14 protein-coding genes are annotated in these 14,998 nt (G+C 69.7%); 8 read left to right on the top strand and 6 right to left on the bottom strand.

Going from position 1 to position 14,998, the window contains the following annotated elements:
• Positions 1–80: 80 nt before the first annotated feature.
• Positions 81–3,185 carry a GH92 family glycosyl hydrolase gene (locus tag SACMADRAFT_RS14345; RefSeq protein WP_040926421.1) on the bottom strand — a complete coding sequence of 1,035 codons (3,105 nt, stop codon included), beginning with the start codon at positions 3,183–3,185 and terminating at the stop codon, positions 81–83.
• Between the two features lie 163 nt (positions 3,186–3,348).
• Between SACMADRAFT_RS14345 and mptB the strand changes: the two genes are divergently transcribed.
• The gene (mptB, locus tag SACMADRAFT_RS14340) at positions 3,349–4,992 is read left to right on the top strand and encodes a polyprenol phosphomannose-dependent alpha 1,6 mannosyltransferase MptB (RefSeq protein ID WP_009154547.1); all 1,644 of its coding nucleotides are present in this window, start codon (positions 3,349–3,351) and stop codon (positions 4,990–4,992) included.
• Here mptB and SACMADRAFT_RS14335 read toward each other — a convergent pair.
• Complete coding sequence (locus SACMADRAFT_RS14335) at positions 4,949–5,383, bottom strand: TIGR03668 family PPOX class F420-dependent oxidoreductase (protein WP_009154546.1); 435 nt, start codon at positions 5,381–5,383, stop codon at positions 4,949–4,951. The genes mptB and SACMADRAFT_RS14335 overlap by 44 nt on opposite strands.
• Before the next feature lie 251 nt (positions 5,384–5,634).
• On the opposite strand from SACMADRAFT_RS14335, the gene SACMADRAFT_RS14330 reads away from it, so the two are divergent.
• The 5 genes from SACMADRAFT_RS14330 (at position 5,635) to SACMADRAFT_RS14310 (ending at position 9,818) form a co-directional block, all read left to right on the top strand.
• Entirely contained in the window at positions 5,635–6,213 is a 579-nt protein-coding gene (locus tag SACMADRAFT_RS14330; RefSeq protein ID WP_009154545.1) for a DUF3090 domain-containing protein, read from the top strand.
• A gap of 7 nt (positions 6,214–6,220) precedes the next feature.
• Entirely contained in the window at positions 6,221–7,027 is an 807-nt protein-coding gene (locus SACMADRAFT_RS14325; protein WP_009154544.1) for an SCO1664 family protein, read from the top strand.
• A 79-nt stretch (positions 7,028–7,106) separates the two neighbouring features.
• A complete protein-coding gene (locus SACMADRAFT_RS14320) occupies positions 7,107–7,946 on the top strand; it encodes a DUF3097 domain-containing protein (protein ID WP_009154543.1) in 840 nt (279 codons plus the stop codon).
• 55 nt (positions 7,947–8,001) lie between these two features.
• Positions 8,002–8,433 (top strand): NfeD family protein, encoded by a 432-nt coding sequence (locus SACMADRAFT_RS14315; RefSeq protein ID WP_009154542.1) that lies wholly within the window; start codon positions 8,002–8,004, stop codon positions 8,431–8,433.
• 128 nt (positions 8,434–8,561) lie between these two features.
• Positions 8,562–9,818 carry an SPFH domain-containing protein gene (locus tag SACMADRAFT_RS14310; RefSeq protein ID WP_083841042.1) on the top strand — a complete coding sequence of 419 codons (1,257 nt, stop codon included), beginning with the start codon at positions 8,562–8,564 and terminating at the stop codon, positions 9,816–9,818.
• Positions 9,819–9,873: 55 nt separating this feature from the next.
• On the opposite strand, the gene SACMADRAFT_RS14305 is transcribed toward SACMADRAFT_RS14310, so the two are convergent.
• On the bottom strand, positions 9,874–10,371 hold the full coding sequence (locus SACMADRAFT_RS14305) for a GNAT family N-acetyltransferase (protein WP_232285403.1): 498 nt from the start codon (positions 10,369–10,371) through the stop codon (positions 9,874–9,876).
• 70 nt (positions 10,372–10,441) lie between these two features.
• Complete coding sequence (locus tag SACMADRAFT_RS14300; RefSeq protein WP_009154539.1) at positions 10,442–11,203, bottom strand: SGNH/GDSL hydrolase family protein; 762 nt, start codon at positions 11,201–11,203, stop codon at positions 10,442–10,444.
• A gap of 187 nt (positions 11,204–11,390) precedes the next feature.
• Here SACMADRAFT_RS14300 and SACMADRAFT_RS14295 point away from each other — a divergent pair, with 187 nt between their 5' ends.
• Both SACMADRAFT_RS14295 and SACMADRAFT_RS14290 read left to right on the top strand, forming a co-directional pair.
• Positions 11,391–11,819: a YciI family protein gene (locus SACMADRAFT_RS14295; RefSeq protein ID WP_009154538.1), complete on the top strand. Its 429-nt coding sequence runs from the start codon at positions 11,391–11,393 to the stop codon at positions 11,817–11,819.
• Positions 11,820–11,856: 37 nt separating this feature from the next.
• Entirely contained in the window at positions 11,857–13,131 is a 1,275-nt protein-coding gene (locus SACMADRAFT_RS14290) for an RNA polymerase sigma factor (RefSeq protein WP_009154537.1), read from the top strand.
• Between the two features lie 24 nt (positions 13,132–13,155).
• Here the strand turns inward: SACMADRAFT_RS14290 and SACMADRAFT_RS14285 are convergent, their stop codons facing one another.
• Positions 13,156–14,307: a Dyp-type peroxidase gene (locus tag SACMADRAFT_RS14285; RefSeq protein WP_232285402.1), complete on the bottom strand. Its 1,152-nt coding sequence runs from the start codon at positions 14,305–14,307 to the stop codon at positions 13,156–13,158.
• Positions 14,308–14,362: 55 nt separating this feature from the next.
• The gene (locus tag SACMADRAFT_RS14280; protein ID WP_050998117.1) at positions 14,363–14,893 is read right to left on the bottom strand and encodes a copper chaperone PCu(A)C; all 531 of its coding nucleotides are present in this window, start codon (positions 14,891–14,893) and stop codon (positions 14,363–14,365) included.
• Positions 14,894–14,998 lie beyond the last annotated feature (105 nt).

The following is a 14,998-nucleotide window of genomic DNA, read 5'->3' as shown; positions in this document are numbered from 1 at the left end:
CGTGGCTTTGTGTGCGCATACCCAGCTCACCACGACACACACCGACCCTCACTTCCACAACAGCACCGAAGGGGCAGCCTTCAGCTCAGCAGTTCCCACTGCGCCAACCGAAGCCGTGGCCACGTGGTCTCCGTGATGCGCAGCCGGTGTCTGCGGCAGTGTCTTGGCTCTGTGATCCGAAACGCCCTCGTCTGGCGGCGCCACTGGAACACCTCGTCGTGCCGCTCGTCCAGCACGGTCCACTCCAGACCGTCCGGGGAGCCCTCGAGAACCCACCCGCTCGGGGTGCCCTGGGTGCTGCCGGAGGTGAGTGTGTACATCCTCACGGTGGCCTCGCCGTCGTGCCGAAGTACCGGGTAGGCCGTGCGAAACGCCACCTCGGTGAACGTGGAGTCGTCGGTGAGCGCGGTCACGTTCGTACCGTCGCAGCAGCTCACGGTGCCCGGGATTTCCTTGAGCGGGCGAGGCCGGTGGGTGGGGCCGCCGACAGTGCCCCACGCCGAAGGGGACGGGCCCAGTTCGAAGTCCAGCACCGCCCCCGCGGTGAGCACGTCGTGGTCGAGCCACGGCGAGTCGTGCGGCTGCCCGTTGACGTGCAGGCTTTGCACGTACACGTTCTCGGCGCTGTTGCCGGGCGCGTTGATCACGATGTCGTTGCCGTTCTCCAGGTGCACCACGGCGCGGGTGAACAGCGGTGAGCCGATCACGTAGCGAGGGCTGCCCACCGCCAGCGGGTAGAACCCCAGCGCGCCGAACAGGTACCAGGCCGACATCTCGCCGTTGTCCTCGTCACCGGGATAGCCCTGACCGATCTCGCTGCCCAGGTAGCAGCGACGCAGCACCTCACGCACGATCCGCTGGGTTCGAGCGGGTGCGCCCGCGTGCGCGTACAGGTACGGAATGTGGTGCGACGGCTGGTTGGAGTGGCCGTACTGGCCCAGCCGGACGTCCCTCGCCTCGGTCATCTCGTGCTTGACCCACCGGTAGGAGCCGGTGCGGGTGCCGGTCTCCGGCGTGGCGAAGAAGGTGTCGAGGGCGGCCTTCAACCCCGCGCGGCCGCCGTGCAACGCCGCCAGCCCCTCGCCGTCGTGCGGCACGGCGAACGCGGCGTTCCAACCGTTGGTCTCGGTGTAGTCGTAGCCCCACACGGTGGGGTCGTAGTCCTGGGGAGTCCACCTCCAGTCGCCGCGAGGGGTGCGGCCCTGGAAGAAGCCGATGCGGTGGTCGAAGTGTTCGACGTAGCCCTGCGCGCGGCTGCCGAAATAGGCGGCGTTGTCGGCCTCTTGGAGTGCCAGTGACCAGTTGGCGAGTCCGAAGTCGTTGACGCATCCCTCCAGCGACCACGAAAGGCCTTCCCGCACCGACGTGGGGGTGAAACCGAGGAAGATCGACTGTGACAGCCCGCGCCTGCCGACGCGGGGGCTCGAAGGCGTGACGGTGGCGTTCTTGACGGCGGCGTCGTAGGCGGCACGCACGTCGAAACCGCGCACTCCCTTCAGGTAGGCGTCGGCGAAGGCGACGTCGGAACCGGTGCCGACCATCGAGAGCCCGTAGCCGGGGCACGACCACCGCGAGATCCAGCCGCCCTCCCGGTACTGGTTGACGAAGCCCTCCAGCAGGCGGCCGCACAGGCTCGGCGCCAGCAGCGCGTATGCGGGCCATGCGGTGCGGTAGGTGTCCCAGAACCCGTGGTTGACCGACATCGGCCCTTCGAACACGCGCACCCCCTGCCGCAGCCGACGACGAGCCACGGGACTGGCGTGTCGCGTGCCGTGCGGGGTGTCCTCCTCGGCATGGTTGGGGTAGAGGAACAGCCGGTAGAGGTTGGAGTACAGGGTCCTCAGCTGGTCCTCGGTGGCGCCTTCGACCTCCACCCTGCCCAGCAGGTCCTGCCAGCGGCCTCGGGCGCGGTCGCGGACGTCGTCGAACGTCAGTGGCGGGGCCAGCTCGGCCTCCAGGTTGCTGCGGGCCTGCGCGGCGCTGATGAGCGAGGTCGCGATGCGCATGGTGACCTCGTGTTCGGCGAAGGTTGCGTACCCGGTGACTGTTCGCCACGGCGGTCGGCGCAGCCGACGCCCCGCGAGCGGTGCCTGGTCGAAGGTGGCGTGCAGGTACATCTTGTGCGTGCCCGCCGAGGACCGGCTGCGTACCCACGTGTGCCCGGTCACCGTGCGCCTGGCGGTGTCGATGTTCACCTTGCCGAAGTTGCGCACGTTGTCGAACAGCAGCCACCCCTGGCCGGCGGGGAAGGTGAACCGCATGATGGCGCCGTGGTCGGTCGGTGCGATGTCGGTGGTGATGCCGCAGTCGAACCGTACGCCGTAGTGGTGCGGTCGGTCGGTCTCCCCGGCGTGGGAGAAGGGCAGCGCGCGGTCGCGCCGTCGGGTGCGCAGCGGTCCCGTCCCCGGCATGACGTGGAAGGTGTTGCGGTCGCCGATCCACGGGCTCGGCAGATGGCTGAGCGCGAAGGCCTGTAGCGAGCCATGCTGGTAGTGGTAGGGCCAGGACAGGCTGCCCGCGTCGGTGACCGGGGTCCAGAAGTTGAACCCGTTGGGAACCGCGGTGGCGGGCAGGCAATTGCCTCGGGAGAAGTGGCGGCCGGAGTGGGTGCCCCTGGTGGTGCGGACGTGGTCGACCGGGTCCCGGCGGGTGTGTTCGACCTCGCCGACGCGGAGGTCGTCGATCCAGCCGGTGATCTCCTCCTCGCCCGGCGGTGGATCGGTGACGAGCACGATCGCCCGGGCGGTCCGGCCTGCCGCGACGGCGCCGAGCCGGTGCCGTACCAGGTTCCACTGATCGACATACAGCGTCTTCGACCGGCCCTGCTGCCCTGCGGCGGAGTCGGGTGCCAGCTCGCTGAGCGTGCTGCCGTCGTCGAACTCGACGTCGACGGCCACGTAGGTGCTGCGGTAGGTGGGGACACCGCGCCCGGACTCGGGCAGCACGACGTAGGACAGCTCGGTGCGCTCGGTGACGGCCAACTCCACGGTGAACAGGCCTGCACGGGCCAGCCCGGTCGCCGTGGTGGCGTAGTGCAGGGCGTGGGAGCCGGTGAATCCGGTGCCTGGCGTCGCGGCCAGCGGCGCGGTGGGGCCGGAGCCGACGTTCGACCGCAGCCGCGCGCCCGTGGCGGTGGGGCGGGGTTCGTCGTCCTCGAACGATGTGAAGAACTCCGTGCTGGCCACGCGCCCACCGTAGTGGTGCGCGGCTGCGGTCGCCCGATGATCGGTGACCGGGGTCCGCGGGAGGGGGCCGCGTTGCGCACGCATCGGCGAAACCGCTGTTCGCGACACAGTTCGCACCTAAGGCGACCGCGCGTGGTCGCGGTGTGTAACCTCAGAGGTCAGTATGGCGACCACCACCGACCCTGTGCCGAGCGCTGAGAGCGCGGAATCGGCTGACGACGCTTCGCGGACACGGGGCAGCACCCGTGGCGGCGATGGGGCGCGCTTCCCGTTGCGCACCATCGCGATGGGTGCGTTCGGCAGCACACTGCTGATGCTGGCTTCGCTCGGCGCGGGCGGCATCCTCATCAGGGACCCGATCCTGGGGTCGGGTCCGCTGTCGTGGATCCGTTACGGCCACGGTCATGCGCTGGCGACGGCGCTGCTGTATGTCGGTTTCGGACTGGTGGTGTGGGCGTGGGTGCGGTTGGGCCGTTACGTGCTCGCGGGAAGGATCGGTAGCAGGCCGGTCGTGGTCGCGGCGCTGACGTGGATGGTGCCGCTGCTGATCGCGCCGCCGCTGTTCACCAGGGACGTCTTCTCCTATCTGGGCCAGGGTGCGCAACTGTTGTACGGGTTGGACCCGTACGCCTACGGCCCCGCCGAGTTGGACGTGTTGCCCGACGTGGTGCAGAACGTGCATCCGCTGTGGCAGACCACGCCCGCGCCGTACGGGCCGCTGTTCCTGCTCATCGCCAAGGGCATCGTGTCGGTGACCGGCAACGACGTCATCGCGGGCGTGATCGTGACCAGGCTCGTGATCCTCACCGGGCTTGCCGGGTTGCTGTGGGCGTTGCCGCGGCTGGTGCGGCACCTCGGTGGCAAGCTGCCGGTGACGATGTGGTTGGCGATCGCCAGCCCGATGACGGTGATCCACCTTGTCGGTGGTCCGCACAACGACCTGCTGATGCTGGCCTTCCTCGCCACGGGCGTGCTCGCCGCGCTGGAGCGGCGGCACGCCGTCGCGATCGCGCTGGTGACGGTGGGCATGCTCATCAAGCCGACGGCGGCGATCGCGTTGCCGTTCCTGGTGTGGGTGTGGGCAAACCACCTGCCGGAGGAACAGAGCCTGGCGCGCCGGTTCGGTAGGGCCGTGACGCCCTCGCTCGGCATCTTCGGCGTGGTGTTCGTGGCGGGGACGTCGGTTTCGCTTGGGTCGTTCAATCTCGGCTGGGTCGGCGGGTTGCAGGCGCCGCAGATCATCGTCAACTGGCTCAACTTCCCCACCGGTATCGGGGAGATCTTCCACACGCTGGTCAACGTGGTGGTCGAGGTGCCCGCGTCGCCGTTCGTGACGGTGGCCAGGTTGCTGGCGTGGGTGGCGCTGGCAGTCATCATCGTGCGGCAGTGGTGGCTTTCACGTCACGGCGGCAACGAGGCGATCCTGCGGATGGCGATCACGCTGCTGGCTGTGGCGATCCTGGCTCCCCCGACGTTGCCGTGGTATCTGACGTGGGGTTTCGTGATCGCGTCGGCGTTCCCGTGGCAGCGGCTGCACCTGGCCGTCGTCGTCGGGGTGTCGATGGTGCTGGTGCTCGTGTACTACCCGACCGGGGAACAGAGCCTCTACGACTGGTGGTTCGTCGCCGCGGTGCTCGCTGCCAGCCTTTACGGCGCGGCGTCGTTGTTGCGGCCCGACCCGCTGGGTTTGCTGGCCGCGTGGCGGCGGCTGCCGAACGGCGCAGCGGTCGAGCCGCAGGAGTCCGGCGGCTCCGGCGGCGAGGTCAGTCGGGAACGGCCGACGCCGCCCACCCGCGCCACGCCGTGACGGTGGTGCGCACGACCGGGCCGTGTGGTGGGTTGTGCTGGTAGTGCGGGTACTTGTTTCGTAGCAGCGCGATGTCGGTCTCGGCCTCGGGGTCGTCCGCTGCGTGCAGGATCGTTGCCGTGCCGTCGGCGCGGACCCACCACAGGCGGGACCAGTCGTCGTCGTAGTGATCGGCGAGGAACGAAACGTTCGGGTTGGCGGCTATGTTGCGCAGTCGTCGCAGGTCGGTGGAGGCCTTCGGTTTGGCGTCCACAGCGAACACGATCGTGTCGCCTGCGACGGCGAAGGTCACCGGGACGAGGTGGGGTATGCCGCGGGCGTCGACGGTGGCGAGTCTGGCCACCGGCTGTGCCGTGAAGCGCCGACGCGCCTGTCCCGTTTGCAGCCGCATGGCACCGAGGTTAGCGGCGCGGTGGGGTCGCGGCAGTGGCACGCCGGCGGGTGTGAAGATCGCCGCACTCGCCGCGAAGCTGCCGCGCTTTCCGCGAGTGACCGCGCCGCGACGAATGGTTAACCTGGTCAGGTGGGGTGTGTGTGCCGTTCGGGGTGGTTCGTCGCTTTGCGCTGTCCGCGCGAACCGGTCGCTGGAGGCCTGCCCCGGACGAGCCTGATCTTGGAAGTTGGCCTAGGGTCGTATATGCCATGGCTCGTGTCATTCACGTCTTCCGTCAACCCGACCGCTTCGTCGCAGGAACCGTCGGGGAACCCGGCGACCGCACGTTCTACCTGCAGGCGTCGGAGAACACCCGCACTATCAGCGTGACCATCGAGAAGCAGCAGGTCGCGGTGCTCGCCGAGCGCCTGGACTCGTTGCTGGAGGAGGTCGCCAGCCGCTTCGGTGCCGACGTGCCGGAGGAGGTGCCGGACGAGTTGGTCGACACCGAACCGTTGGACGTGCCCGTCGAGGAGGAGTTCCGGGTCGGCACGATGGGGTTGGGTTGGGACGCCGAGAGCAAGGCTGTCGTGATCGAGTTGCTGGCCATCACCGAGGGTGAGGTCGACGAGACCGTGGTGCTCGACGACACCGAGGAGGGGCCCGACGCGGTGCGGGTGTTTCTCAGCCCCGCGGCGGCGCGCGCGTTCGCCGCCAGGGCCGACCGCGTGGTCAACGCGGGCCGCAAGCCGTGTCCGCTGTGCGGAGAACCGCTCGATCCGGCAGGCCATATCTGCCCGAGGCAGAACGGCTACCGCCGCAACACCGACCTCACCGGCGAGGATTGAGACCGCGTTGGCCGACTACAACCTGGACCCCACCGACCCCGCGGCGCGCGAACTGATCGCCAACGGCCGACTGCGGGTCGAGGGCAGGCTGGTCGACGCGTCGAACGTCACCCTGCTGTGCTCGGTGGAGTTGGACGGCCTTGCCGCCAAGGCGGTGTACAAACCGGTTTCCGGGGAACGACCGCTGTGGGATTTCCCCGACGGCACGCTGGCGGGCAGGGAGGTGGCGACCTACCTGGTGGCGGAGGCTGCCGAGTTGGGGCACGTGCCGCCGACGGTGCTGCGGGACGGGCCGTTCGGTGAGGGCATGGTGCAGTTGTGGGTCGACACCGACGACGGGGACCTCGTTGACGTGTGCGCCCCGGAGGACGCGCCCGCCGGGTGGCGGGTGGTGTTGCACGCCCACGACCGGTTCGGTGAGCCCGCGGTGCTGGTGCACTCGGCGCGGGACGGGGTGCGCGACCTTGCCGTGCTGGATGTGGTGGTGAACAACACCGACCGTAAGGGCGGGCATGTTCTCAACGGTGCCGACGGCCGGGTCTACGGCGTGGACCACGGTGTCTGCCTGCATACCGACCCGAAGTTGCGCACGGTGTTGTGGGGTTGGATCGGTGAGCGACTTCCCGGCGAGACGGTGGACAAGCTGCGCAAGCTGCGCTGGTCGGTCGACCATGACCTCGGCGAGGCGTTGGCGCCGCACCTCACCAGGGCCGAGGTGGCCGCACTGGCGGGGCGTATCGACCACCTGCTCGCCGAGGGCGAGTTTCCCGCTCCCGGCGAGCAGTGGCGCGCCATCCCGTGGCCGTTGTTCTGATGCGGGCGTGAGGCGGGCTCGCGGCGCTTCGGCGTGGCGGGCGGGCGCGGTATCGCCGGTGTCGCTACCGTCTGCAGCCGTGCGCTCTCACTCCTATGACGATGTGCTGTCCGGTCACCGCAGGCGCAGGCCGGTGCGGGAAGTGCCCGCCGAGCCGGGACTGGTGGTCGAGGACGCGGCCAGTGGCTTCTGTGGCGCGCTGATCGGGCTGGAGCACGGCGGGGCGGTGCTGGAGGATCGCGACGGCAATCACCGGCTCTTTCCGCTCGGGCCTGCCGCGTTCCTGCTGGAGGGTGAGCCGGTCACGCTGGTGGCGCCGCGCCGGGCGGGCCCGCCGAAGCGGACGCGTTCGGCGTCCGGTTCGGTCGCCGTGAGTGGGCTCAGGGCCAGGGTGGCCAGGGATTCGCGGATCTGGGTCGAGGGCAAGCACGACGCGGAACTGCTGGAGCTGGTGTGGGGTCACGACCTGCGGGTGGAAGGTGTCGTGGTGGAGCCGCTCGAAGGCGTTGACGTGCTGGCCGAGCGCATCGCGGCCTTCGGGACCGGCCCGGGGCGCAGGCTCGGCGTACTCGTGGACCATCTGGTGCCCGGCAGCAAGGAGTCCCGGCTCGTCGATGCCGTCACCGACGGCGCCGACGATGTGTTGGTCACCGGTCACCCTTATGTCGATGTCTGGCAGGCGGTGAAGCCTGCGGCGGTCGGTATCGCCGCCTGGCCGGAGGTGCCGAAGGGAGTGCCGTGGAAGCAGGGGGTCTGCGCGGCGCTCGGTTGGGGGCAGCCGTACGAGGGCTGGCAGCGTGTGCTGGGCGGGGTGCGGGATTTCCGTGATCTGGAGAGCCCGCTTGTCGGTGCCGTCGAACGATTGATCGATTTCGTCACGGCCGGTGGCGACGGACTGGCAGAACAAGGTCACGCGTAGATCACTTCATGTGATCCTCTCGGTGTAACCGGTCACTTTCTGGGAGCATGTGTGCATGACACCGGCACTCATCTGGCTCATCGTCGGAGTCGGCCTGATCGTCGCCGAGGTGCTGTCGGGCGATCTGGTGCTGCTGATGCTCGGTCTCGGCGCGCTGGCCGGTGCCGCGTCCGCCACGATCACCGGCAACCCGATCATCGACGTCGCTGTGTTCGGCGTGGCCTCGATCGGCCTGCTCGTGCTGGCCAGACCGGCGCTGAAGCGCCGGTTCCTGGCGGGCCCGAGCGTGAAGACCAACACCGAGGCGCTGGTCGGCGCGCAGGCGGTGACGTTGTCTACTGTGGATTCGCACGGTGGGCAGGTCAAGCTCGCGGGGGACGTGTGGTCGGCCCGCAGCCTCACGGAGGGCCACGTGATCGAGCCGGGGACGCAGGTGACCGTGGTGGAGATCTCCGGGGCGACCGCTGTCGTGTCGGCGGAGCCATGATCAACAGTGGTCGCGGTGTGGCCCATCCGGTCCGAAACAGTGGAGGGGAGTAGGTTGTGACGACAGCAGGGTGGATTGTTGTCGCCATCCTGGCGCTCTTCGTGATCGTGACGGTCGCGAAGGCGCTGATGGTGGTGCCGCAGGCCCAGTCGGCGGTGATCGAGCGCCTCGGCCGGTTCAAAACGGTCGCTTCGCCCGGCCTGAATTTCCTGGTGCCGTTCCTCGACAAGGTGCGTGCCAGAGTGGACCTGCGTGAGCAGGTGGTGTCGTTCCCGCCGCAGCCGGTGATTACCCAGGACAACCTGACCGTCTCGATCGACACGGTGGTGTACTTCCAGGTCACCGACTCCCGTGCGGCGGTCTACGAGATCTCCAACTACATCGTCGGTGTGGAGCAGTTGACCACCACGACGCTGCGCAACCTGGTCGGTGGTATGTCACTGGAGGACACCCTCACCTCTCGCGACCAGATCAACCAGCAACTGCGCGGGGTGCTGGACGAGGCGACGGGCCGCTGGGGCATCCGGGTGGCGCGTGTCGAGTTGAAGGCCATCGACCCTCCACCGTCCATTCAGGATTCGATGGAGAAGCAGATGCGCGCCGACCGGGAGAAGCGCGCCATGATCCTCACCGCGGAGGGGCAGCGCGAGTCGGCCATCAAGACCGCGGAAGGGCAGAAGCAGAGCCAGATCCTGGCGGCGGAGGGTTCCAAGCAGGCGGCGATTCTGGCGGCCGAGGCGGAGCGGCAGTCCCGGATTCTGCGTGCCCAGGGCGAGCGGGCGGCCCGTTACCTGCAGGCTCAGGGGCAGGCGAAGGCGATCGAGAAGGTGTTCGCTGCGATCAAGGCCTCCAAGCCCACCCCGGAGGTGCTGGCTTACCAGTACCTCCAGACGTTGCCGCAGATGGCGCAGGGCGACGCGAACAAGGTGTGGCTGGTGCCCAGCGACTACGGCAAGGCGCTGGAAGGATTCGCGCGCACCTTGGGGGCACCCGGCGAGGACGGCGTGTTCCGCTACGAGCCGCGCGAGGAGCAGGTGGAGATGCCGCCGCTGGAGGACGAGGAGGTTTCCAGCTGGTTCGACACCTCGACCGACCCCAAGGTCGCCGAGGCGGTGCGCGAGGCCGAGGCGGTGGCGCGGCAGGAGGTGCCCGGGCCGCTGGCCGGTCAAGCTCCCGGTGTGCCGTCGCCGTCGGCGCTGTCCGGGCTGGTTCGCAGGTCCGAGCCCGAGGAGCCGAGCGAGCCGCCGACGCCGCCGACGCCGCCGTCGGGTAACCCGGCTCCGCCGCCGGGTGGTCACGTCAGTGGCGGGCAGGCCAACCCGAGGCAGGGCGGCGGTGGGCAGTACCCACCGCAGGGCCCGCCGTTCTCCGGCCCACCGCGGTGACCGTGGTCGGGTGAAGTGGGGGCGCACCCACCGGGGTGCGTCCCCACTTCTGGTTTCACGGTCGGATCGCGGCGTAGAGCAGCATGTCGCGGCGGGTGCCGCCGATCCACTGGTGCGCGCGCAGCAGGCGTTCCCGCCGGTAGCCTGCGGCGGTGGCGACCCTGATCGAGGCGGTGTTCCACGGTTCGATGTACAACTCGACGCGGTGCAACGCCGGGACTGTCCATGCGAACGCGGTCAGCGCCACGAGTGCGCTCGTGGCCACACCGCTGCCGCGATGCTCCGGTGACACGGCGTAGCCCGCTGTGGCGCGGCCTTGCGGCAGGTCACGCAGCCACAGCCCGATCGCGCCGATCGCCGTGTCGGTCGCGGCGTCGGCGATCGCGAAGGAAAACCCTTCGCCGTCGGTGTGCTTCTGCCGTTGCCGCCGCACCCATTGCCTTGCCTGCTGCGGTGAGGGTCGTGCGGGCAGGCTGCCGATGAGCGGCACGTAGGGGTCGGCTCCCAGTGCGTGTGCCAGCGCGGTGTCGGAGGGCTCGAACGGCCGCAGCACCACCTGACCGTGTCGCGGCGCGCTGCGAGGCCAGGGTGGGAGCGGGCCGGTTCCGGCTCGGCGCCGCGGTTCACCGGGTGGTGTCATCGGCGAGCGGCTCGAGCCGTGGTCGCTTCGGTGTCAAGCCGTCACCGGACGAGCGGCCGCGCAGGCGGCGGCCCAGCCAGGGCACGGCGTGTTCACGTGCCCAGCGCAGATCTTGCCCGCGTCGCGGCGCTTCGGCCTGCGCCGGTGGCCGCGGGGAGATGTCGTGCTCCACGCCGAGCGTGTCGAGAACGGCGGCCGCGATCAGCGTGTGCCCGTGCGCGTTGAGGTGAATGCGGTCGGGTGACCACAACCGCCTGTCACGCAACGCGCGCATCGACCACATGTCCACCAGCAGTGCGCCGTGTCGTGCGGCGATCAACCTGACGTGCTCGTTGTAGATGGCGGTGCGGCCACGCAGCCGCCGAAACAGCGGGTCGTTCACGCCGTCGACACCGGTGAACAGCAGCACGGTCGCCCCGGTGGCTGCCAGTTCGGCGACGGCGGCGTCGTAGCTGTCGGCCAGCGCATCGATATCGATCCTCGGCCGCAGCAGGTCGTTACCGCCCGCGTAGAGGGTCACCAGGTCGGGTCGCATCGCCAGTGCCGGTGCCAGCTGCTCCGACAGCACCTGCCGCGCCAGCCTGCCGCGGATGGCGAGGTTGGCGTAGCTGAGGCCGGGTTGGTGGCGGGCGAGCTGTTCGGCGGCCCGGTCGGCCCAGCCGCGTACACCGTTGGGTGCGGTTGGGTCGCTGTCACCGACCCCTTCGGTGAACGAGTCGCCCAACGCGACGAACCGATGGATCATGGACGCACTCTAGCCACGTGGGTGCTGTGTCGCGGCACACGTGGCCGGTCGACGAAGTCGGCAAAAAAATCCGAACCGATGTGTCGATTGCTGTCGATTCGCTGCCTGCTTCTTCGACGCGTCGGTGAGGGCGGCGAGGACAGCGACCGCCACGACAGGCAACGACAGAGAACAAGGAGTCACCACCATGCGATACATGCTGATCGTCAAGGCCAGCGAGCAGTCCGAGGCCGGTGTGCTACCCACCGAGCAGGAACTGGCCGAGATGGGCAAGTTCAACGAGGAGCTGGTCAAGGCCGGTGTCATGCTGGACGGCAACGGCCTCGGCCCCAGCTCCGCGGGTGCGCGCGTGAAGTTCTCGGACAGGCGCAAGACCACGGTCGTGGACGGCCCGTTCACCGAGACCAAGGAGCTGGTCGCCGGCTACTGGATTCTCGACGTGAAATCCAGGGACGAGGCCATCGAGTGGGCGCGCAGGGTGCCGTTCGGTCCCGGCGGTGAGATCGAGGTCCGCAAGGTCGCCGAGGAGGAGGACTTCGGCGACAACTTCACGCCGGAGCTTCGGCAGGCCGAGCAGCGGATGCGGGAGCAGATCGCCCAGCAGCACGGCGGCTGAGCGAGCCGCTTGCCGCCATCGGGGCTGAACTGCTCTGATGGCGGTTGTGAGCACCATCGAAGCACGGCGGACCGTCGAGGCGGTGTGGCGCATCGAGTCGGCCAGGCTCGTCGCGGGCCTGGCGCGGATGACCCACGACATCGGCGCCGCGGAGGAGTTGGCGCAGGAGGCATTGGTCGCCGCGCTACAGCAGTGGCCGCAGTCAGGCGTCCCGGACAATCCGGGCGCCTGGCTGATGTCCGTGGCCAAGCGCCGCGCGATCGACGAGTTCCGCAGGCAGGAGCGGTTCGAGCGCAAGGTGGCCGAGCTGGGCAGGGAACTGGAACACGACGCCTGGCAGCAGCCCGAACCCGATCTCGACCGCATCGACGGCGGCATCGAGGACGACCTGCTGCGGCTGGTGTTCACCGCATGTCACCCGGTGCTGTCGACCGAGGCCAGGGTGGCGCTCACGTTGCGGCTGCTCGGCGGGCTTTCCACCGGCGAGATCGCGCGCGCGTACCTGACCCCCGAGCCCACGGTCGCGCAGCGGATCGTGCGCGCCAAGAAGACGCTGGCCAAGAAGCAGGTGCCGTTCGAGATACCTCGGGGCGAGCAACTGGCACCCCGCCTGGCCTCGGTGCTCGAGGTGATCTACCTGATCTTCAACGAGGGCTACTCGGCCACGGCGGGCGACGACTGGATGCGGCCTGAGCTGTGCGCGGAGGCGCTACGGATGGCGCGGGTGCTCGCCGGGCTGGCGAGTGCCGAGCCGGAGGTGCACGGCCTGGTGGCGCTGCTGGAGATCCAGGCTTCCCGCTCCCGGGCGCGGGTGGGCGCGAACGGAGAGCCGGTGCTGCTGCTGGACCAGGATCGGGCGCGCTGGGACCGGTTGCTGATCCGGCGTGGGTTGGCGGCCCTGGAGCGGGCCGAATCGCTGACCGACGAGCCGGGTCCCTACCAACTGCAGGCGGCCATCGCGGCCTGCCACGCACGGGCCCGCAGGCCCGAGGACACCGACTGGCACCGCATCGCCGCGCTCTACGAGGAGTTGGCGGCGGTGAACCCCTCTCCGGTGGTGGAACTCAACCGGGCGGTGGCAGTGTCGATGGCCGACGGCCCCGCCGCGGGTCTGAAGCTGGTCGACGAGCTTCGCGACGAACCCGTGCTGCGCGACTACCACCTGCTGCCCAGCGTGCGGGGTGATCTGCTGGCCAAACTCGGCAGGCACGCTGAGGCCCGCGACGAGTTCGAGCAGGCCGCGGCGTTGACCGGAAACGAGCGTGAGCGCACGCTGCTGCGGGAGCGCGCTCGGTCGGCGCGGGGCTCGTGAGCGGTGTGCGGCCGACCCCGGCGCTCACGGCCCATCGGCTGCCGATTCCAGCAGGGTTTGACCGATCCAGCCGCCGGGTTCGCAGCCGGGTGGGATCGCGAACACCGCTGAGCCGACGGGTGTGGTCCAGGTGTTGAGGGCGTCAAGCGCGGCGAGGCGGCGCTGGACGGGCAGGAACTGCCGGTGGAAACTGGCCTGGTAGGAGGCGAACAGCAGGCCCGCATCGGGGTTGCCGTCGGTGTCCACGCCGTCGTCGTAGCTGTAGCCGCGCCGCAGAATCCGGTCCTGCCCGTGGTGCGGTCTGGCTCTGCGTATGTGCGCGTCGGCGGGAATCACCAGGCCGTGGTGGTCACGCCGGGAGAAGTCCGCGGGATCGTGCTCCCTGCCACCGGTCAGCGGGGCGCCGTCGGAAAGTCGCCTGCCGATGGCTTGTTCCTGCTCGGGTGGCGGTACGCGATCCCACTCGTCGAGGTCCATCCGGATGCGGCGCAGGATCATGGTGGTGCCGCCCGCGAGCCAGCCCTCGCGTGACCACACCACATCGTCCAGCCCGTCGTTCTCGGTGGGGTTGGCGGTGCCGTCGAGTTGACCCATGAGGTTACGTGGTGTCGTGCCGGGAGCGACTCCGGCGTGCGGCAGGAACCCGGACTGTTGCCAGCGCACGGTCGCGAACGGTCTGGCTCCCACCAGCAGCACTCGCACGGCGTGGGCAGCGGCGATGCTGTCGTCTGCGCACACCTGCACCAGCAGGTCGCCGTCGCTCCAGCGCGGCAGCAGCCGGTCGATGGGAAACGTCGGTGCAGGCACGAACCCGGCGGGCACCGCGTCGGGTCTGCCGATCGCGTCGAACAGTCCCGGGCCGAACCCGAACGTCACCGTCAACCCGGCCGGTCGCTCGGCCAGTGTTGGCGCGGGGTCGGCGGTGGCGGGCCTGCCTGCCGTCAATGCGGCGGCGTCCTGGGTCCACAGCCGCAGCAACCTGCCGATGGCCTCGGCACCGACGCCGTCGCGCAGATCCAGCCCGGCGAACACGGCGCGGGCCTGCGCGGGGGTGGTGACACCGGCCTGGTGTGGGCCGTGGAAGGCGACGGTGCGGGTACCCACCGCATCCACGGGCGGTGGGGCGTCCTGGGTGGCGGCCAGTGCGGAGCCCGCACCCGCGACGGCACCGCCCACCCCCACCGCCGTGTAACCGAGCAGTCGGCGCCTGCTCAGTCGTGCCGGCCGCGGGTCAGTTTCCTCCGGAGGCGCCATGCTCGTGGTAGGTCTCGTCGGCTCCGGTGAACTCCTTGACCGGTGCGGTGACGGTCACCGGGCCGGTGCCGGACAGCCGCAGCGTGAGCGTCACCTCGTCGCCTGGGGCCAGTTCCCGTTTCAGTTTCATCAGCATGATGTGGTCGGCACCGGGCTTCAAGGTCGCGGTGCCGTGCGGCGGCACCGGCAGCCCGCCCTGCTTGCGGCGCATCACCATGCTGCCGCCGGAGGGGACGGTCTCGTGGATCTCCACCTTGCCCGCCACGTCGGTGGTGGCCGAGGTGAGGGTGACCTCGCTGCCGGTGTTGTTGCGCAGGCGCAGGAAGGCGCCCGTCATGTTCGCGGGCTCGGCGGAGCCCGCGGTGGCTTTCACCCAGGCGTCGGTGACGACAACGGTGGCTTCGCCGGTGGGGGAGTCGGCCTGTGACCGCTGTCCGCAGGCCGCCAGGCTGCCCGCGGTAGCCAGCACCAACAGGGCGGCCAGCCAGGCGGAGGGTTTGCTACGCACGACGCTCATCGTAAACCTATACCCGGGCGGGTATGCAGTGGCGCCGCTCACCGGTTGGCGGTCACGTGCGAGGCACGTAGTCTCGCTGCCGATCCCGAGGAGGAC

Origin of the sequence: Saccharomonospora marina XMU15 (assembly GCF_000244955.1) — a bacterium.
Taxonomy (GTDB): domain Bacteria; phylum Actinomycetota; class Actinomycetes; order Mycobacteriales; family Pseudonocardiaceae; genus Saccharomonospora_A; species Saccharomonospora_A marina.
The sequence above is the reverse complement of the archived record's forward strand: the minus strand, read 5'-3'. Positions and strand labels throughout refer to the sequence as shown.

Coding starts and splice junctions, on each gene's coding strand:
- SACMADRAFT_RS14310 (WP_083841042.1), top strand. CDS start 8,562: ATGGTGGTGCCGCAGGCCCAGTCGGCGGTGATCGAGCGCCTCGGCCGG.
- SACMADRAFT_RS14300 (WP_009154539.1), bottom strand. CDS start 11,203: ATGATCCATCGGTTCGTCGCGTTGGGCGACTCGTTCACCGAAGGGGTC.
- SACMADRAFT_RS14315 (WP_009154542.1), top strand. CDS start 8,002: ATGACACCGGCACTCATCTGGCTCATCGTCGGAGTCGGCCTGATCGTC.
- SACMADRAFT_RS14290 (WP_009154537.1), top strand. CDS start 11,857: ATGGCGGTTGTGAGCACCATCGAAGCACGGCGGACCGTCGAGGCGGTG.
- SACMADRAFT_RS14330 (WP_009154545.1), top strand. CDS start 5,635: ATGGCTCGTGTCATTCACGTCTTCCGTCAACCCGACCGCTTCGTCGCA.
- SACMADRAFT_RS14295 (WP_009154538.1), top strand. CDS start 11,391: ATGCGATACATGCTGATCGTCAAGGCCAGCGAGCAGTCCGAGGCCGGT.
- mptB (WP_009154547.1), top strand. CDS start 3,349: ATGGCGACCACCACCGACCCTGTGCCGAGCGCTGAGAGCGCGGAATCG.
- SACMADRAFT_RS14335 (WP_009154546.1), bottom strand. CDS start 5,383: ATGCGGCTGCAAACGGGACAGGCGCGTCGGCGCTTCACGGCACAGCCG.